Below are 13,789 nucleotides of genomic sequence, written 5' to 3' on the forward strand. Positions count from 1 at the left end.
CGTGCTCGCTCTCAGACCCCGTAGCGCTCGGGCTTGGTGCTGCGTGACATGAACGCCAGCAGCGCCTGGGCCGGACTCATGTCGTGGTGCATCATCTTGACGACGGACTCGGTGATGGGCATGTCGACCCCGTGGGTCCACCCGAGCTCGAGGATCGACTCGGAGGACTTGACCCCCTCGGCGGTCTGCCTCGTCTCCGCGACGACCTGTTCGAGGGTCTTGCCCGCGCCCAGTTTCTCACCGAAGGTCCGGTTCCGCGACAGCGGGGACGAGCATGTCGCCACGAGGTCACCCATCCCGGCCAGCCCGGACAGGGTGTGCTCGTCCGCGCCGAGGGTGACCGCGAGCCGGGTGGTCTCGGCCAGGCCCCGGGTGATCAGCGACGCCTTGGTGTTGTCGCCGAAGCCCATGCCCTCCGCGACGCCGACCGCCAGGCCGATCACGTTCTTCATCGCGCCGCCGATCTCCACGCCCACCAGGTCGGTGCTGGTGTAGGGGCGGAAGTACGCGGACTTGAAGAGCCCCTGGAGGTGGACGGCGGTCTCCTCGTGCGGGCAGGCCACCACGGCGGTGGCGGGCTGGTGCTCGATGATCTCCCGGGCCAGGTTGGGGCCGGACACCACGGCGATCCGTTCCCGGGGCAGGCCCAGGACCTCACCGACGACCTGGCTCATCCGCATGAGGGTGCCGAGCTCGACGCCCTTCATGAGGCTGACGACCACCGCGTCCTCCGCGATGTGCGCGCGCCAGGCGGCCAGGTTCTCCCGCAGGGTCTGCGAGGGGACGGCCAGGACCACGACCCGGGCGCCGGTCAGCGCCTCGGCCGGGTCGGTGGTGGCGCGCAGTCCCCCGTTGAGCGTGACCCCCGGGAAGTAGTCCGGGTTCTCCGAGGACTCGTTGATCGCGTCGACCACCTCGGCCCGGCGACCCCACAGGACCACCTCGGCCACGGGGCCCTCACCGTTCTTGCGCGCCAGGTCCGCCGCGTCCGCGACGATGTTGGCGAACGTGGTCCCCCAGGACCCGCTGCCCAGAACCGCGACCTTCACGTTCTCAGCGCTCATCTGGTCGGTCATGCCCCCGTGCTGTTCTTCCCGTTGTCAGTGTCGGCGCCCGCGTCCCCGGCGCCCCCCGTGTCGTCCGCGGCCTCCCCGCGCTCCGCGCGCCGGGTCTCGGCCTCCTGCTGGCGGGCCTTCCGGTAGTCGAAGGGCTCGGCGGGCGGCTGCTCACCGCGGATACCGGCCTGGAGGGCGGTGATGTCGGCCATGATCGCCCTGGTGGCCCCGTCGAGGACGGTCGCGGTGAGCGGCTGGTCCCGGAACTCGGACAGGTCCACCGGCGGACCGGCGCTGAACTGGATCCGCTTGCGCGGGGGCAGCAGCCGCGGCTTCTTCTCACCGTAGGGGAGGATGTTCTGCTCGCCCCAGTGCGCGACCGGGACGACCGGGACACCGGTGGTCAGGGCCAGCCGGGCCACGCCGTTCTTGGCGGTCATCGGCCACAGCTCGGGGTCGCGGGTGCAGGTGCCCTCCGGGTAGAAGATCACCGACGAGCCGTCCTGGACCAGCGCCTTCTCGGCCTCGCCCAGCGCCTTGACCGCGTCGGAGCTGCCGCGCCTGATCGGGATCTGGCCGGTGCTCCTGGCCACCGAGCGGACCACGGGGATCTTCATGACCCCGTCCTTCATGGTGAAGGTCGGCCAGCGGCGGGCACCGATGTAGAGGAAGTGCGCGACGGTCAGGGGGTCGGTCACCGACAGGTGGTTGGCGGCGATGATCACCCCGCCCTGGGCGGGCACGTTCTCGGTGCCCTTCCACTCGGGCTTGGTCACGAACCACAGGACGAACCGGACGATGCGGGACACGACCCACTTGACCCATCGCGATTCTCGTTGCTTGGCCACGGGGGACTCCTCACTTCTCGCTCCCGGCCCGGTCCGGACCACGGAAGCTCAACCGACTCAGTCTAGGACGTGTACCGAAGTTCCGGGTGACGCCGTCACCGGCCCGGACGGACACGCCCAGGGCGCCCGCGCCGCGCCGTACCCCGAAGGCCTACCCTCGTCACTGTCGTGGCCGTATCGACGTCCCGGGGGAACCGTGACCGGCTTTGGAGAGCGTGACGGGGCCTCGCACCTCGGAGTGCGCTGGTCCCTGATCGTCCCAGTGAAGCACCTCGGTCTGGCCAAGACACGACTGGCCCGGGCCGCCGGGGACCTGCGGGAGGAGCTGGCGCTCGCGATCGCCTGCGACACGGTGGCCGCCGCCCTGGCGTGCGAGGCGACGGCGGCGGTGTTCGCCGTCACCGGGGACTCCCGTGCGCGCGCCGAACTGACGGAGCTGGGCGCGGCGGTGGTCGGCGGTGAACCGGGCGGCGGACTGAACCCCGCCCTGGAGCACGGGGCCCGGGTCGCGGCGGGGAGGCTCCCGGGGTTCGGTGTGTGCGCCCTCTCGGCCGACCTGCCCGCGCTGCGCCCGGAGGAGCTGGAGCGGGTCCTGGCGGCCGCCTCGGCCCACGGACGGTCGTTCCTGGCCGACACGCCCCGTGTGGGAACCACCCTGCTCGCCGTGGCGCCCGGTGGACGGCTGGCCCCGGCCTTCGAGGGGGCCTCACGCGCCCGCCACCTGGCCGGTGGGGCACGGGAGCTGCTGATCCCCGGTGTGGGGTCGGTCCGGCGGGACGTGGACACCCCGGAGGACCTGGCGGCCGTCTCGGAGATGGGCGTGGGGCCCCGGACGCGTGCGCTGCTGGAGCGCCTCCCGACCGTCCCACCGGACCGGACGCGCGGGCGGGCCCGGTCCTGAGGCCCATGTCCCGGTGGCGCGGGGCACGGGGCGCCTCCCTGGTGGCGGCGTCCCGGGCCGCCCCCGGACAGCACTCCGCCCGGGCCCCTGACGGGAACCCGGGCGGGTGCGTCCTGACCGCCTGGTGGCGGTGAGGCTACTTCTTGTCGCCGTTGACGAGCGCCTTGAAGTCAGCGCCAGCGCGGAACTTCGGAACGAAGCTCGCGGGGACGTTGATCGTGGCACCCGTGGCGGGGTTGCGGGCGGTACGAGCCGCACGCTCGGACTTCTCGAAAACGCCGAAGCCCGTGATGGCGACCTTGTCGCCCGACGCCACGGTGGCCTGAATGGTCTCAAGCACAGCGTTGACCGCTTCGGTCGCGGTCTTCTTGTCTCCGAGACGGTCGGAGATCGCGTCGATCAGGTCACGCTTGTTCATAAGGTTCCTCCGGTTCCCCCTTGCTCGCACGAAATTAGGGGAAGCAGAGGCCCTTACACAAATACAAACGCCCACGGGCAAGGCGTGTCGGGCCCCTTCCGACCTGCGAGGTCACCCTCCGCGACGGTTGGGGAGCAAGGGACGGGGGTGGTGAACCAGCCCCTTTTGCCCCCTTCTGTGGGCCTCAAAAGCCTACGTATAACCGGATTCCGGGCTCCGGCCGCGCCGCGCTTAAGGACACAAAGACCGTAAGCGAGCGCTCACGTCAAGTAAAGGTAAAATTATTCGGGACCGGGGGTGCGCTGAGTCACAGCGACCCCCGATCCCGTGTCGGAGAGGCGTTCCGAAGCTAGAGCGTGACCGGCTTCCAGGGCTCCCTCGTGGTCTCGAACGCACCGATCTCGTCCGTGTGACGGAGCGTCAGGGCGATGTCGTCCAGACCCTCCAGCAGACGCCAGCGGGTGTAGTCGTCGAGCTCGAAGGGCTCCCGCACGTCCGCTCCCGGAGCGCGCACCTCGCGGGCCACCAGGTCCACGGTCACCTCCGTGGCGGGGTCGGCCTCGACGGCCGCCCACAGCCGGTCGATGACCTCCTGCGGCAGCAGGACGGTCAGCAGGCCGCCCTTGAGCGAGTTGCCCCGGAAGATGTCCGCGAAGCGCGAGGACAGCACGGTCCTGAAGCCGTAGTCCTGGAGCGCCCACACGGCGTGCTCACGGGAGGAGCCGGTACCGAAGTCCGGCCCGGCCACCAGGACGGACGCGCCCTCGTACTCGGGGCGGTTGAGCACGAAGTCCGGGTCGGACTTGCGCCACTCCGCGAACAGGCCGTCCTCGAACCCCGTGCGGCTGACCCGCTTGAGGTAGACGGCGGGGATGATCTGGTCGGTGTCGACGTTGCTGGAGCGCAGCGGGACGGCCCGACCGGTGTGGACGTCGAACTTCTCCATGGGAGGACTCTCCTGACGGGGTCGGGGACTACTGCGGGTCCAGGTCGGCGGGCGAGGACAGGGTGCCGCGCACGGCGGTGGCGGCGGCGACCTGCGGCGACACGAGGTGGGTGCGACCGCCCCGACCCTGGCGTCCCTCGAAGTTGCGGTTGGAGGTGGAGGCGCTGCGCTCGCCCGGCTTGAGCTGGTCCGGGTTCATGCCGAGGCACATCGAGCAGCCCGCCTCGCGCCACTCGGCGCCCGCGTCCAGGAAGACCTGTCCCAGGCCCTCCTCGTTGGCCTGCTCCTTGACCCGCATGGAACCGGGCACCACGAGCATCCGGACGCCGTCCGCGACCCTGCGGCCGCGCACGATCTCCGCGGCGGCGCGCAGGTCCTCGATCCGGCCGTTGGTGCAGGAGCCGAGGAAGACCGTGTCCACGCTCACCTCGCGCATCGGCGTCCCGGGGCTCAGGTCCATGTACCTGAGGGCCTTCTCGGCGGAGGCGCGCGCGGAGGGGTCCTCGTAGGACGCGGGGTCGGGCACCTCGGCGTCCAGGGGAACGCCCTGGCCCGGGTTGGTGCCCCAGGTGACGAACGGGCTGAGCTCGTCGGCGTCCAGGACCACCTCGGCGTCGAACTCGGCGCCCTCGTCGGTGCGCAGGCTCTTCCAGTGCTCGACGGCGGCGTCGAAGTCCGCACCCTGGGGCGCGTGCGGGCGGCCCTGGACGTAGTCGAAGGTGGTCTGGTCCGGGGCGATCATCCCGGCGCGGGCGCCCGCCTCGATGGACATGTTGCACACCGTCATACGGGCCTCCATGGACAGGGCCTCGATGGCCTCGCCCCGGTACTCGATGACGTAGCCCTGGCCGCCGCCGGTGCCGATCTTCGCGATCACGGCGAGGATGATGTCCTTGGCGGACACCCCGGGCCGGAGCGTGCCGTTGACGGTGACGGCCATGGTCCTGAACGGCTGCATCGGCAGGGTCTGGGTGGCCAGGACGTGCTCGACCTGGCTGGTGCCGATACCGAAGGCCAGGGCCCCGAACGCGCCGTGGGTGCTGGTGTGGCTGTCGCCGCAGACCACGGTCATGCCGGGCTGGGTGAGGCCGAGCTGGGGGCCGACCACGTGCACGACGCCCTGGTCGATGTCGCCCATGGGGTGCAGGCGCACTCCGAAGTCGGAGCAGTTCTTGCGCAGGGTCTCGACCTGCTTGCGGGAGACCGGGTCCGCGATGGGGGCCAGGAGGTCCATCGTCGGGACGTTGTGGTCCTCGGTGGCGATGGTCAGGTCCGGGCGGCGCACGCCGCGACCCGCCAGGCGCAGGCCCTCGAAGGCCTGCGGGCTGGTCACCTCGTGGACGAGGTGGAGGTCGATGTAGAGCAGGTCCGGCTCGCCGTCGGCACGCCGGACGACGTGCTCCTCCCAGACCTTCTCGGCCATCGTGCGTGCCATGGGCGATCGCCCCTCTCGTGTGTCGCGTCTCGTGCTCGCCTCGTCACGGGGTGCTTCGCCAGGGCCGCTGGCCTCGCGCACGGATGTGCGGCCGACTTGCATTCCATATTTCGAGACGGCAATATCAAGCCATGGACAACTCTAGCTCATCCAGCGGTGTCGGTGTCCTGGACAAGACGATGTCCGTCCTCGACGCCCTGGAGTCGGGGCCCGCGTCGCTGGCCCAGCTGGTCCAGATCACCGGTCTGGCCCGCCCCACCGCCCACCGTCTCGCCGTCGCCCTGGAACGGCACCGCATGGTCACCAGGGACAGCCAGGGCAGGTTCGTGCTCGGGCCGCGCCTGGGAGAGCTGTCGATCGCCACCGGCGAGGACCGCCTGCTCGCCGTGGCCGCGCCGGTCCTGGTCCAGCTGCGCGACCTGACCGGCGAGAGCGCCCAGCTCTACCGCCGCCAGGGCGACCTGCGCGTGTGCGTGGCCGCCTCCGAACGCAGCAGCGGCCTGCGCGACACCGTCCCGGTCGGCAGCGAGCTGCCCATGAACGCCGGTTCGGCCGCCCAGGTCCTGCTCGCCTGGGAGGACTCCGACCGCATCCGCCGCTCGCTCGTGGGTGCCCGCTTCACCGCCGCCAGCCTCGCCCAGGTGCGGCGCCGCCGCTGGGCCCAGAGCGTCGCGGAACGCGAGCAGGGCGTGGCCTCGGTCTCCGCCCCGGTGTCCGGGCCCGGGGGGCGCGTGATCGCGGCGGTGTCCGTCTCCGGCCCCATAGAGCGCCTGACCCGCTCCCCCGGCCGCATCCACTCGCAGGCCGTCGTGTCGGCTGCCGAGAAGATCAGCGAGTCGCTGCACACCTACGAGGGCTCGCACTAGGCAGCGCCCCGACCACCGCACCATCCCGGACCGGACCCCGCCCGATCCCCTCCCCCGTACACAGGAACGCGCCCGTGGCCGCGTCCGCCGAACCCCGGCGGGCGCGGCCGCCGTCGTGCCCGGACCCGTCCGCCCGGGGCCGCGCGGGGCCGCCGCGGGTCAGCGACGGAACCGCGCGAAAGTCCGGCCCCGCCCCTGGACTCTTATTGACACTCTGTCTAACATGACGGAATGTCTCACAAGAACGTGACCGGGAACACAGCCTCCCGGGCCGAGCTCGACGCCTTCCGTGAGCTGCAACAGCTCGCCTACCAGGCCGCCAGCGACGTGGCTGCCGCCCTCGAACCCGGTGTGACCGAACGCGAGGCCGCCCGGCGCATCCGCCAGAACCTGGAGGCGCGCGGCGTCCAGGACTGGTTCCACACCCCCTTCGCCTGGTTCGGGGACCGCACCGCCTTCCGGAACTTCCGCGTGCCGCTCCAGTTCTTCCCGACCGGACGCCGACTGGAGGAGGGCATGCCCTTCATCCTCGACTGCGCCCCCGTCCGGAACGGCTTCGTCGCGGACATCGGCTACTCCGGCTACCTCGGTGAGAACCCCCTGCACGACCTCCTCATGGACGACCTGCGCGCGCACCGGGACCTGATCGTCGAGCGGGTCGGCGCGGGCGACACCCTCCAGGACGTCTACCGGGCCGTGGACGCCCTCATCCGCGAACAGGGCTACGACAACCGGCACCGGGTCTATCCCGGTCGCGTCATCGCCCACCAGGTGGGCAGGGTCGAGTCCCGGCTGCCCCGGGCGATCGTCGCGGGGTTCGGCGTCCGCTCCCTCCAGACCCTGGTCGGTGACCTCGTCGTCGAACGCCTGCACCACCGCTCCCCCCTGTGGGCGGACGGCGACATCTCCGCGCACCCCGCCACCCCCGGCATGTGGGCGGTCGAACCCCACATCGGCTTCCGCGACATCGGGGTGAAGTTCGAGGAGATCCTCGTCGTCACCGAGGACGGCGCCCACTGGCTCGACGACGACCTGCCGCACGTCCGCCGCTGGGCCCGGACGTCCCCCGACCCCGCCGCGACCAGCGAGGAGACCGTGACCGTATGAGCACCCGACCGCACCACCGCGTCACCACCACCGACGGCCAGCGCCTGGCTGTCTACTCCGCCGGGGACCCCGCCCTCCCCACCCTCGTGCTGGTCCACGGCTACCCGGACAACGCCGCCGTCTGGGACGCCCTCGTGGCCGACCTGGCCGCCGACCACCACGTCGTCACCTACGACGTCCGGGGAGCCGGGCGCTCCACCGCCCCCGACGACCGCTCCGGCTACCTCCTGGACCAGCTCGCGGACGACCTGCGCTCCGTGGTCGACTCCGTCAGCCCCGACCACCCCGTGCACCTGGTCGCCCACGACTGGGGCTCCATCCAGACCTGGCACGCCGTCACCGAGCCCCGGCACGCCCACCGCTTCGCGTCCTTCACCTCGATCTCCGGCCCCGACCTCGACCACGCGGGCCACTGGCTCCGGGAGGCCCCCGACGGCGTCCGCAACGTGCTGCGCCAGGCCGTGCGCTCCAGCTACATCGGGTTCTTCGGCACCCCCGGGCTGCCCGAGGCCGCCTGGCTGAGCGGGATCGGCGGACTGGCCCTGGCCGGTCTGGAACGCGTCGGCGGCGGCCCCCGCGTGCCCGCCCGCCGCGCCACCCGCGACTACCTCAACGGGCTGGCCCTCTACCGTGCCAACATGCTCCGCCGCTTCACCCGCCCCACCGAACGCCGCACCAGCGTGCCGGTGCAGGCCCTGGCCCCCACCCACGACGCGTTCATGGTCGACCAGGTCCAGTCCAACGCGGGACGCTGGGCGGACGACTTCCGGTTCCACCGCTTCCAGGGCGGGCACTGGTCGCTCCGTTCCCGGCCCGCCCCCGTCGCCCGCCGCGTCAGGGCGTTCGTGGCCGAGATCGGGTCCGGGGCGCCGCGCCCGGTCCGCAACCTCACCGCCCAGCAGGCCCGCCGCCACGGCGGCGCGTTCGCCGGCCAGGTCGCCGTGATCACCGGGGCGGGCAGCGGTATCGGGCGCTGTCTCGCCTTCGAGCTGGCCGAGCGCGGCGCGCGCGTCGTCGCGGTCGACGTCAACGGGCCCGCCGCCGAACGGACCGCCGCGCTGTGCTCCCTGGTCACACCCGGCTCCGCCGCCCGGCGCGTGGACGTCACCGACTCCACCGCCATGGACGGGCTCGCCGCGTGGGTGCGCGACGAGTACGGGGTACCCGACATGGTCGTGAACAACGCCGGGATCGGTGTGGCCGGACCCTTCCTGGAGGCCAGCAGGGAGGACCTCGAGCGGGTCGTGGACGTCAACCTGTGGGGCGTGGTCAACGGCGTCCGCGCCTTCGCGCCGATGATGGTGAAGGCCGGGGGCGGCGGCCGGATCGTCAACACGGCCTCGGCCGCCTCCTACCTGCCCTCACGCCTGTACGGCGCCTACTCGGCCACCAAGGCGGCGGTCCTCGGTCTGAGCCGTTCCCTGCGCGGTGAGCTCGCGGGCCGGGGAGTGTCCGTCACCGCGGTCTGCCCGGGCCTGATCGACACCGGGATCATCTCCGACGCCCGCCTCTCCGGCATGGGCGAGGTCTCCCGGGCCAAGGAACGGCTCAACCGGCTGTACCGGCTGCGCGGCTACACCCCGGAGAGGGCGGCCCGGCGGATCGCGGACGCCGTCGAGTCCGGCCCGGAGATCGTCCCGGTCACCGCCGAGGCCCACATCGGCCTGGCCCTGTCCCGGCTCTCCCCGGCCGCCGTCCGCGCCTACGCCCGCGTGGCCCCACCGTCCTGAGCCGACCCCCGCCCACACCGACCCCTCACGGAGGCCGCCCATGAGCGGTGACGACGCCCTCACACCCACCACACCCGCCCCGACCGGCGTGGACGAGCCCGACCGGCTCGTGCTGCACGCCCGCGACGTCCGGTTCGACTGGAGCGAACTGGACCTGCACTGGATCCCCGGCGAACCCTTCGCCACCCACGTCATCAACGTCCTCCACCTGCTGTTGCCGGAGGGGGAGCGCTGGTTCGTGGAGGTCTTCAAACAGGCCGTCCCGCACATCACCGACGACGAGCTCCGCGAACAGGTGCTCGGTTTCATCGGCCAGGAGGCCGTGCACGCCGAGGCCCACGCGGGCGTCCTCGACCACATGGACGCGCACGGTCTGGACCCGCGCCCCTACGTGGAACAGATCGCCTGGATGTTCCGGGTGGTGCTCGGAGACCGCGACCTGACCGGCGACCGCGAGTTCGCGTGGCTGCGGACCCGGCTCGCGGTGATCGCCGGGATCGAGCACTACACGGCCGTCCTGGGCCAGTGGGTGCTGGACGCCCGGAAGCTGGACGAGGTCGGCACCGACCCCACCATGCTGGACCTGCTGCGCTGGCACGGAGCGGAGGAGGTGGAGCACCGCGCGGTCGCCTACGACCTGTACGCGCACCTGGACGGCGGCTACCCGCGCCGCGCCCTCGCCATGGGGGTGGCCGCCTTCGCCCTGGCCGCGCTGTGGGTGCGCGGGGTCCGGTTCCTGGTCACCAACGACCCCTACCTCCGAGGCAGGATCGAGGGGCGCAGACCGAGGGCCTCCTGGGCCGTGCGGGACGGAAGACGCGGCCTGATCCCGCACCTGAGCCGTCTGGCCCGCGCCATCCCCGAGTACCTCCGCCGCAGGTACCACCCCTCGCACTACGGCTCCACCAGCCAGGCCGTCGCCTACCTGGCGGTCTCCCCCGCCGCCCGGGCCGCCGACGCCGCGGAGCGGGAGGCGGCACGCGGGGAGGGGCCACAGTGACGGACGGATCCCTCCGGCACGCCGACGGCCCGGACCGGGGCGACCGGAGGATCGCGCACAGCGCCGAGTCCTACGCGCACCCGGACTCCCCCGTGTCGCTGTTCGGCCGGGGCGGGGGCCCGGACCGGTTCATGCTGGCCCTGGAGCGCCTGGCCGCTCGGATCGAACCGGTCACCTCGCGCTGGCGCCCCGGCCGACCCCCGCCCGCGCCCACCGGAGACCTGCCGGTGCGGGTCGCCAGGGTGGAGCGCCCCGCCCCGGACGTCGCGGCCCTCACCCTGGTCCCCGCCCGGCCCGGGACGACGCTGCCCCGCTGGCAGCCCGGCCACCACGTGGACGCGGTCCTCGGTGACGGGGTGGTGCGCCAGTACTCCCTGTGCGGAGACCCGGAGGACCGCTCCGCCTACCGGATCGCGGTGCGCCGGATCGAGGGCGGCACGGGTTCGGGCCTGGCTCACGCGCTCACCGAGGGGGACGCGCTCGCACTGCGCGGGCCGCGCAACGCCTTCCCCTTCGCCCGGGCCGAGCGGTACCTCTTCGTGGCGGGCGGCATCGGAATCACCCCGATCCTGCCGATGGTCCGGGCCGCGCACGCCGCCGGCCGCCCGTTCCGGTTCGTCTACACCGGCCGGAGCCGGGAGAGCATGCCCTTCCTGGACGAGCTCCCCGAGCCGTCCGCGAACGCGGACGTGACGGTGCGCCCCGACGACGAGTACGGAGGCCCGGACGCCGACGCGCTCCTGACCGGGATCACCCCGGGCACGGCCGTGTACGTGTGCGGACCGGCCCCGCTGATCGACGCCTCGCGGAGACGGGTGCCCCCGGGCACCCCGTTCTTCTCCGAACGCTTCTCGCCGCCGCCCGTCGTGGACGGCCGCCGCTTCGAGGTGCGCCTGGGCCGGTCCGGACCGGTGGTGGCCGTGGCGGAGGACGAGTCCGCGCTGGACGCGGTGCTCCGGACCCGCCCGGAGACCGCCTACTCCTGCCGTCAGGGCTTCTGCGGCACCTGCAGGGTGGGGCTGCTGTCCGGGACGCCCGACAACCGGGACCGGCCCACCGGCGGGTCCCCTCGCGGCGCGGAGTTCGCCCTGTGCGTCTCCCGCGCCGACGAGGGCGAGCGGCTGGTGCTCGACCTGTGAGGGGGTTCCGGGGGCGGTAGTTTCGAGGAGGACCCCGACGACGGGCGGGGGCGAAGGGCTCGGGAGGTAGCGGCAGCGGTGGTGTCCCACAGGACCGACCGTCACCAGGCGCGGGTGACGGGTTCGGCGGCCCCGGTCCACGGACCCGGGGCCGGGCGGCGGCCACGCCGCATGGCGCCGCACGAACGCCGGGAGGACCTGATCCGGACGGCGCTGCGCGTGTTCGCGCGGCGCCCGCCCGGCGACGTCACCCCGGAGGAGATCGCCGAGGAGGCCGACGTCTCCCGGGCCCTGGTCTACCGCTACTTCCCCAACATGGCCGAGCTGCGGCGGGCCGCGCTGGAACAGGCGATGTCCGAGCTCATGTCGCGGCTGGCCCCGCCGGACGACCTCCCCCCGGCGGAACAGCTGCGGGCGGCCCTGCGCACCTTCGTTGACTTCGCGGACTCCTACGCCCCCTCCTACGCCGCCCTGCTCAACGGCGGATCGGTGGTCTCCACGGAGGAGACCGAGGCCCAGATCGACCGCGTCCGCGACGGCGTGCGCGCGCTGATCCTGGAACGGGTCGGTGTCACCGACCCCTCGCCCCTGTTGCTGTTGGCGCTGCGCTGCTGGGTGTCGGCGGTGGAGACCGCGGTGATGTCCTGGCTGCGGGAACGGCAGATGTCCCGTGACGAGCTCGCGGACTGGCTCCTCGACCAGCTGACGGCCATGCTGCTCGCCGCCGGGGGCCCCGGGGAGGAACGGGAGCTCCTGGCCGCCCACACGGGCTGAGCGGCGACGGGCCCGCCCGTCACATCCAGGAACGAGTGGTCACCCCGTGTACACCCGGCCCACGTCCCCGGGCCACCACCGGGGCCTACGGTGCGGATCGTCCGCCTCCCCGCCGTAGAAGGGCACACCCATGACGGGCTCTCCGCACCCCGGAACCGACCGACGAGGCTTCCTCACCACGCTCACCGGCGCCGCCGCGGCCGCCACCGGCCTCACGTTCCTGCCCGCTGGCACCGCGCTGGCCCGTGAGGGCGCCGCCACCACCCTGGACGTGATCTCGGACGTCCAGGGGGACCTGGCCGACCTCGCGCACGTCCTGGACCACCTGGACTCCCTCGGGACCGCCGACGCCCTCGTGGTCAACGGCGACCTGGTCGCCAACGGCCACGTGTCCGAGTACGAGGCCTACCGGGAGGTCCTGGACGCGCACCCGCACCCGGAGCAGGTGGTCAGCACCATCGGCAACCACGAGCAGTACAACGACGCGCCCTTCGACACCCAGGTGGACCGCTTCCTGGAGTACACGGGGATGCCCGGCGTGTACTCGGAACGGCTGGTGGGGGGCGTACCGCTGCTGACCGTCGGCACCACAGCGCCCATCGCGGGTTCCAGCGGCCCGTTCGTGACGCTCGGCGCGGAACAGCTCTCCTGGTTGGACCAGCGGCTCTCCCACCACGCGGGCACCGGCCGCCCGGTGTTCGTGTTCAGCCACCACGTGCTCCCCGAGAGCGTGTCCGGCACCACCGGCGACGACGCGGCCCGCTTCTACGACCAGGACTTCGTGGACGAGACCGATCTCCTGGAGATCCTCGGCGGGCACGCCAACGCGGTCTTCCTGTCCGGGCACACGCACTGGTCGCTGGAGCGCGACGACTGGGCGGTGCGCAAGGTGGTCTCCGGCGGGGACCCGCGCGGGTTCGCCGTGGTCAACACGGGGTTCGTGCAGACCCTGTTCGGCCCGGACGGCCGGGGCGGGGAGCGCGCGATCGACGGTTCGGCGGCGCAGGGGCTGCGGATCGAGGTGGCGGCGGACGGCGCGGTGGCCGTGCACGCGCGTGACCTCAGGGCGGGAACGGTGATCCGCACGCTGGAGATCGAGGCCCCCGCCGGGTAGGCGCGGGGTCCCCCGGAAACGACGGAAGGCTCCATCCAGTGGATGGAGCCTTCTCCGTTGGTACCCCCGAGCGGATTCGAACCGCCGTTACCGCCTTGAGAGGGCGGCGTCCTAGGCCACTAGACGACGGGGGCCTACACGGTCGCGCGGACCGCTGGTCCGGGTGAACCGTAGTACTACGATACCCACGCGAACCGGACACCGGTGACAAGCACCGGTCAACAGGAGGGCCTCCACCGAGTGGAAGCTTCCTGCCGTTGGTACCCCCGAGCGGATTCGAACCGCCGTTACCGCCTTGAGAGGGCGGCGTCCTAGGCCACTAGACGACGGGGGCGCACCTTGGGTCACAGGACCCGGGCCGACCACGGATAACCATGATCTGCGCTGGCCTACCAGGACTCGAACCTAGACTAACTGAACCAGAATCAGTCGTGCTGCCGATTACACCATAGGCCA

13 protein-coding genes and 3 tRNA genes are annotated in these 13,789 nt (G+C 72.5%); 8 read left to right on the top strand and 8 right to left on the bottom strand.

Translation table 11 applies throughout. The annotated features are described in order from the left end of the window. Positions 1 to 11: 11 nt before the first annotated feature. Positions 12 to 1,076 carry an NAD(P)H-dependent glycerol-3-phosphate dehydrogenase gene (locus AC0VYL_RS23040; RefSeq protein ID WP_475481476.1) on the bottom strand — a complete coding sequence of 355 codons (1,065 nt, stop codon included), beginning with the start codon at positions 1,074 to 1,076 and terminating at the stop codon, positions 12 to 14. Next, on the bottom strand, positions 1,073 to 1,903 hold the full coding sequence (locus AC0VYL_RS23045; RefSeq protein ID WP_475455887.1) for a lysophospholipid acyltransferase family protein: 831 nt from the start codon (positions 1,901 to 1,903) through the stop codon (positions 1,073 to 1,075). The genes AC0VYL_RS23040 and AC0VYL_RS23045 overlap by 4 nt, the downstream gene beginning before the upstream one ends. A 238-nt stretch (positions 1,904 to 2,141) precedes the next feature. Here AC0VYL_RS23045 and cofC point away from each other — a divergent pair, with 238 nt between their 5' ends. Beyond that, positions 2,142 to 2,804 (top strand): 2-phospho-L-lactate guanylyltransferase, encoded by a 663-nt coding sequence (cofC, locus tag AC0VYL_RS23050; RefSeq protein ID WP_475483565.1) that lies wholly within the window; start codon positions 2,142 to 2,144, stop codon positions 2,802 to 2,804. A gap of 136 nt (positions 2,805 to 2,940) precedes the next feature. Here cofC and AC0VYL_RS23055 read toward each other — a convergent pair whose 3' ends face one another. The 3 genes from AC0VYL_RS23055 to leuC form a co-directional block, all read right to left on the bottom strand. Next, entirely contained in the window at positions 2,941 to 3,222 is a 282-nt protein-coding gene (locus AC0VYL_RS23055; RefSeq protein WP_014910144.1) for an HU family DNA-binding protein, read from the bottom strand. Positions 3,223 to 3,571: 349 nt separating this feature from the next. Continuing rightward, positions 3,572 to 4,168, bottom strand: a complete 597-nt coding sequence (leuD, locus tag AC0VYL_RS23060) for a 3-isopropylmalate dehydratase small subunit (RefSeq protein ID WP_475455889.1) — start codon at positions 4,166 to 4,168, stop codon at positions 3,572 to 3,574. Positions 4,169 to 4,196: 28 nt separating this feature from the next. Next, entirely contained in the window at positions 4,197 to 5,603 is a 1,407-nt protein-coding gene (gene leuC, locus AC0VYL_RS23065) for a 3-isopropylmalate dehydratase large subunit (RefSeq protein ID WP_475455891.1), read from the bottom strand. A gap of 179 nt (positions 5,604 to 5,782) precedes the next feature. Between leuC and AC0VYL_RS23070 the strand changes: the two genes are divergently transcribed. The 7 genes from AC0VYL_RS23070 to AC0VYL_RS23100 all read left to right on the top strand — a co-directional run bounded on the left by AC0VYL_RS23070 (position 5,783) and on the right by AC0VYL_RS23100 (position 13,333). Next, a complete protein-coding gene (locus AC0VYL_RS23070; RefSeq protein WP_017545921.1) occupies positions 5,783 to 6,469 on the top strand; it encodes an IclR family transcriptional regulator in 687 nt (228 codons plus the stop codon). A gap of 231 nt (positions 6,470 to 6,700) precedes the next feature. Continuing rightward, the gene (locus AC0VYL_RS23075; protein WP_475481477.1) at positions 6,701 to 7,576 is read left to right on the top strand and encodes a M24 family metallopeptidase; all 876 of its coding nucleotides are present in this window, start codon (positions 6,701 to 6,703) and stop codon (positions 7,574 to 7,576) included. After that, the gene (locus AC0VYL_RS23080) at positions 7,573 to 9,306 is read left to right on the top strand and encodes an SDR family oxidoreductase (RefSeq protein ID WP_475481478.1); all 1,734 of its coding nucleotides are present in this window, start codon (positions 7,573 to 7,575) and stop codon (positions 9,304 to 9,306) included. The genes AC0VYL_RS23075 and AC0VYL_RS23080 overlap by 4 nt, the downstream gene beginning before the upstream one ends. Before the next feature lie 40 nt (positions 9,307 to 9,346). Further along, positions 9,347 to 10,306, top strand: coding sequence for a metal-dependent hydrolase (locus AC0VYL_RS23085; protein WP_475481479.1), 960 nt, complete (start codon positions 9,347 to 9,349; stop codon positions 10,304 to 10,306). Between the two features lie 131 nt (positions 10,307 to 10,437). Next, a complete protein-coding gene (locus AC0VYL_RS23090; RefSeq protein WP_475483566.1) occupies positions 10,438 to 11,445 on the top strand; it encodes a PDR/VanB family oxidoreductase in 1,008 nt (335 codons plus the stop codon). 171 nt (positions 11,446 to 11,616) lie between these two features. Further along, entirely contained in the window at positions 11,617 to 12,219 is a 603-nt protein-coding gene (locus AC0VYL_RS23095; RefSeq protein ID WP_475455899.1) for a TetR/AcrR family transcriptional regulator, read from the top strand. A gap of 130 nt (positions 12,220 to 12,349) precedes the next feature. Further along, positions 12,350 to 13,333, top strand: a complete 984-nt coding sequence (locus tag AC0VYL_RS23100) for a DUF4073 domain-containing protein (RefSeq protein ID WP_475481480.1) — start codon at positions 12,350 to 12,352, stop codon at positions 13,331 to 13,333. A gap of 58 nt (positions 13,334 to 13,391) precedes the next feature. On the opposite strand, the gene AC0VYL_RS23105 is transcribed toward AC0VYL_RS23100, so the two are convergent. From AC0VYL_RS23105 to AC0VYL_RS23115, 3 genes are all read right to left on the bottom strand, one after another. After that, positions 13,392 to 13,467: transfer RNA gene (locus AC0VYL_RS23105), tRNA-Glu, on the bottom strand. A gap of 124 nt (positions 13,468 to 13,591) precedes the next feature. Further along, a tRNA-Glu gene (locus AC0VYL_RS23110) sits at positions 13,592 to 13,667 on the bottom strand. A gap of 50 nt (positions 13,668 to 13,717) precedes the next feature. Continuing rightward, a tRNA-Gln gene (locus AC0VYL_RS23115) sits at positions 13,718 to 13,789 on the bottom strand.

The sequence above is a fragment of the Nocardiopsis sp. iso_238 genome, assembly GCF_056173325.1.

Bases quoted from the DNA above. Each gene is read 5' to 3' on its own strand.
- AC0VYL_RS23090 (WP_475483566.1), top strand. From the start codon at position 10,438: ATGCTGGCCCTGGAGCGCCTGGCCGCTCGGATCGAACCGGTCACCTCG.
- AC0VYL_RS23095 (WP_475455899.1), top strand. From the start codon at position 11,617: ATGGCGCCGCACGAACGCCGGGAGGACCTGATCCGGACGGCGCTGCGC.
- leuD (WP_475455889.1), bottom strand. From the start codon at position 4,168: ATGGAGAAGTTCGACGTCCACACCGGTCGGGCCGTCCCGCTGCGCTCC.
- AC0VYL_RS23070 (WP_017545921.1), top strand. From the start codon at position 5,783: ATGTCCGTCCTCGACGCCCTGGAGTCGGGGCCCGCGTCGCTGGCCCAG.
- leuC (WP_475455891.1), bottom strand. From the start codon at position 5,603: ATGGCACGCACGATGGCCGAGAAGGTCTGGGAGGAGCACGTCGTCCGG.
- AC0VYL_RS23085 (WP_475481479.1), top strand. From the start codon at position 9,347: ATGAGCGGTGACGACGCCCTCACACCCACCACACCCGCCCCGACCGGC.
- AC0VYL_RS23080 (WP_475481478.1), top strand. From the start codon at position 7,573: ATGAGCACCCGACCGCACCACCGCGTCACCACCACCGACGGCCAGCGC.
- AC0VYL_RS23100 (WP_475481480.1), top strand. From the start codon at position 12,350: ATGACGGGCTCTCCGCACCCCGGAACCGACCGACGAGGCTTCCTCACC.
- AC0VYL_RS23040 (WP_475481476.1), bottom strand. From the start codon at position 1,076: ATGACCGACCAGATGAGCGCTGAGAACGTGAAGGTCGCGGTTCTGGGC.
- AC0VYL_RS23055 (WP_014910144.1), bottom strand. From the start codon at position 3,222: ATGAACAAGCGTGACCTGATCGACGCGATCTCCGACCGTCTCGGAGAC.
- AC0VYL_RS23075 (WP_475481477.1), top strand. From the start codon at position 6,701: ATGTCTCACAAGAACGTGACCGGGAACACAGCCTCCCGGGCCGAGCTC.